Genomic DNA, 3,609 nt, shown 5'->3' with positions numbered 1-3,609 from the left:
CGGCTGGAGGCGCGTGTGGAGGGCATCGTGGTGGACACGTTCGGGGACACGATCGATCGGGAGATGCTCTCAGAGGAGCTTGCCGCCGAACTGGACGCAAAAGCAACCCAAGTCGGACTCGCCGCCGAGCAGCAGGCCCGCGAAGCGCTTTCCGGACGGGTCAGCGCGCTGGAGAATGCGGTGCCGCAGAAAAGCGAGATGTATTTCGGCACCTACACCGGAACCGGCAGCTATCCGCGCACCCTGTCGATCGGGTTCACACCCAAGGCGGTCATTATCGGCCATAAGGACGGCCTGATCGCGGACGAAACCGCGGTTTACAGCACCTTGATGCTGCAAGGCTACAAAACAGATTACTGTGGCATTGTTTCCAACGGTTTTACGCTGTATGAGTACAAATACAGCAAGCTCAATTACAACGGCGCGCAGTTTTACTACATCGCGTTCCGGTAAAAGGAAAAGGGAAAACCCCCGAGGAATCCTCGGGGGTTTTCGTTGCTGCCTTAAAATTGAAACAGATTTAAGACAGAGTAACCACAGGGCTGGTATACACTACAGTCAGCGTAGCGCCATCATCAGATACGGTCGCATCGTCAACCGTCCAGCTGGTAGCAGTTGCACCGGTGTAGTCACCAGCGAACTTAAAGTTAGCCTTAGCAGTGTAGGTCACAGTTACTTCAACAGTGTAGCCAATACCGGTTGTCGTCGGCAACTTATCATAGTTGTAATAAGTGTTGCCATTCAGCTTGTAGCTAACTGCAGCCGTTGCATTAGTAGTATCCGTTGCCGTGAACAAGTCGTTAAAGGATGCAGCGGAATTCCAAGAAGTATTAGTGGTCAGATCCTTAGCAGTAACAGTCGCACCAGAGATCTCGGAAGTTTCAATTGCCTTATTAACAACCGTAATGGTAGCAGAGGCATCGAACTCGTTCTCCGTACCCTTGCCAACCGTAAAGGTCAGGGTAATTACGTCGTCAACCGTTGCAACCGGCACATTGGTCATGGACAGCGTGGTGGAACCGTTTGCCGCAACCTTGGTGCTGGCAGTTAAAGCCATGCCGGTCAAAGAAGTACCCTTGGAGCTGATCGCGTTCTTCAACTCAACTGTAGTGTTCGCCGGAACATTCTTGGTCGTCAGCGTGAGAGAAACAGGCTGCGCGGAAGCATCATACTCCTGGGTCACATTTGCAATCGAGCCGGACCAGGTCGTGGTATCGTAAGTTTCCTTGAGTGCGTCAGCGTACTTGCCGCGGAACTGGTTGTCGCCAGACTCAACGACCAGCACTTCCAGATCGTCGCTGTCCTTGATCAGGTACAGGGCGTTGGCAATGTATCTGTCGCCGCTGGTGATCATCGCGCCGTCCGCATCGTCATACCACTTGGTAGCCTTGCGGATCGAGCCGGTCGAAGAACCAGTCTTCGCGTCGGTATCGATGTAGAATACCACGGTGTCAGCGGTTACGTCGCGCTCGTAATTCTGAACAGCGGAGCCATCCCAGCCAGCGATCTGAACCGTGGTCTGCTTGCTGTTCACATCGGTGATAGCGCCCAGACCGAAGTTGGTCTCGCCCAGCTTGTACAGATGTACGTCGTCGATGTAACGCTTGTCGGCATCCTCACCGTCGAGGGACTTATAGCCGATCAGGGTGTTCTTCTTGCGGTCACCGGTCTTGGCGTTCTTCTCGTAAACCGTTACGGCCTCGTCAGCGCCCTCGAGCAGCACGTTGTAGGAAACCTCGTTCGTGCCGGATTCCTTCGCGTCGGACAGGATGTAGCCGTAGAAGTCGTTGGAAGTGGTGGTTTCGGGCAGCTTGTCGACCTCAACAGCAATCGCCGCAACGCGGGTCAGTCCGTTTACGTCAGCGGTGAAGTAAGCCGCATCGCCCTCATAAGTGACAGCGGAGCTTTCCAGCGCCTTGAGCTGCTTGCCGGTGATGACCTTGGAGTCATTGCCGGTATCCTTGCCGTTATCCTCGAACAGGATAACCTTGGCAGTGTCGTCAATCTTCTTGCCGCCCAGAGCATCAGCCTTAGCGGTGTACGAAGCGGTGCCGACATAGGTGTAATCGCCGTAGTAATCGTCTTCCGTGGACAGACCCTCGAAAGAGTACTCGCCGCCGGAGATGCTGTACTCATACAGCGCGCCGACCTTCAGGGAAGCATACTTGATCGTGCTGTCATCGTCAACGTCAACAACCTTGGTAGTGTCGTTGAAGAACTGCAGCTTGACCTGATTGCCGCCAATGCCGGTATCCTTGTTAACGACCATCGCAATGTCGGTCACATCAGCCAGAGAGCCGTTGCCCGAAGAGCGCTTGATCTTCCATGCAACGCCGTTTACAACAACAGCCTCGACCTCGTCGCCCGCCTTAACGGTGCTGATATCGGTACGGCTGTCCTTGTCGGTTGCGCCATTGTACCACTCGTCGCCGATTTGGTACTCATGATACTTAACGCCAGTACCCTTGTTTGCGTTGTAGTTCTCGGAAGTGCTGTCCTTCTTCAGGCCGTCCAGCTTGCCGGTGATAACGTCAGCCTTGGCAACGCGGGTGCAGTCGTTGTAGCGGTCGTAGGAGATAATCGCCCAGTCGTCCGCCTTGAGGTCGTCGTCGATGTTCTCTTCGTCGAACTCATAGCTCTTGCCGGCAACTACCTTGGAGGAGGTAACAGAGGTGACCTCAGCCGCGGCGTAGTCGGTGATGATAACGGAGTCGAAGCGGCCGTTGCCGTCGGAATCGACGAACTGCATTACCGCAGAGGAGGTATCCCAATCGTCGAACAGCTCTTCAGCCTCAAAGCCGTACTTGCTGTTGGCAGCAGTGTACTTGACACCCGCCTGAGAGGTGAAGCTCTTGGAGGTACCCGAAGAGGCGCCATCCTCACCGGTTACGGCAGTTTCCTTGCCCTCGATGTCAGTGTAGTAAACATCGATGTAGTCATTGCCGTAAGCGTTCTCGATCGAGTAGGACTTGCCGCCGAACTTGACCTTATCGCCATCGGACTCTACTTCAGAAGCGTTAACGGCGTAGGCTTCGTTGTCGGAAACCGCATAAACGCCGAGGACGTTGTTGGTCTTGCCGTCCTTGAACATGACCTTAACCTTCTGGCCCAGCAGGCTGGAGTAATCCTCCTTCACCTTGGTGAAGTTGGTAGCGTACGGATTGCTGCCGGAGTAAACCTTATCGCTCTCCGCCTCGTCGATACCGGTCAGGGTGAGGGAGTCCTTGCTGACAGTAGTCAGGATACCAACAGACTTGGTCAGACCCATGTAAGCGTAGCCAACGGTTTCCTTGTAGCCATTGCCGAGGTTGTCGTCAAAGGAGTCGGAGTCGGTGGACCACTTGACACGGTTGGTGTCCAGCGTGTTGTAGATCATCTGCGCGGCGTACTGACGCGGCAGGCCGGACTCCAGACCGGAGTTGACGTCGTCCAGGATACCGGCGGAACCGGCATACTTCAGAGTGTTGGTGGACCAGTTGTGACCGGTCAGGCCAGCCTTGTCAGCGTCATAACCGGTCAGAACGAGCAGCATCTTCGCAGCTTCCACGCCGGTTACGGTCGCGTCGGGCTTGAAGGTGTTGTCGCCGTAGCCGGCGATGATGCCCTGGG

The 3,609-nt window shown here is 55.2% G+C and carries 2 protein-coding genes; one reads left to right on the top strand and one right to left on the bottom strand.

Features of this window, described 5'->3' with window-relative positions; translation table 11 throughout:
• On the top strand, positions 1-453 hold a 453-nt coding region (locus OCV66_RS15375; RefSeq protein WP_262564894.1), incomplete at its 5' end, for a hypothetical protein.
• A gap of 67 nt (positions 454-520) precedes the next feature.
• On the opposite strand, the gene OCV66_RS15370 is transcribed toward OCV66_RS15375, so the two are convergent.
• Positions 521-3,609, bottom strand: a 3,089-nt coding sequence (locus tag OCV66_RS15370) for an S-layer homology domain-containing protein (protein WP_147574648.1), incomplete at its 5' end; no start/stop codon positions are given.

It is taken from the genome of Agathobaculum ammoniilyticum (genome assembly GCF_025567315.1).
GTDB lineage: Bacteria > Bacillota > Clostridia > Oscillospirales > Butyricicoccaceae > Agathobaculum > Agathobaculum ammoniilyticum.
The sequence above is the reverse complement of the archived record's forward strand: the minus strand, read 5'-3'. Positions and strand labels throughout refer to the sequence as shown.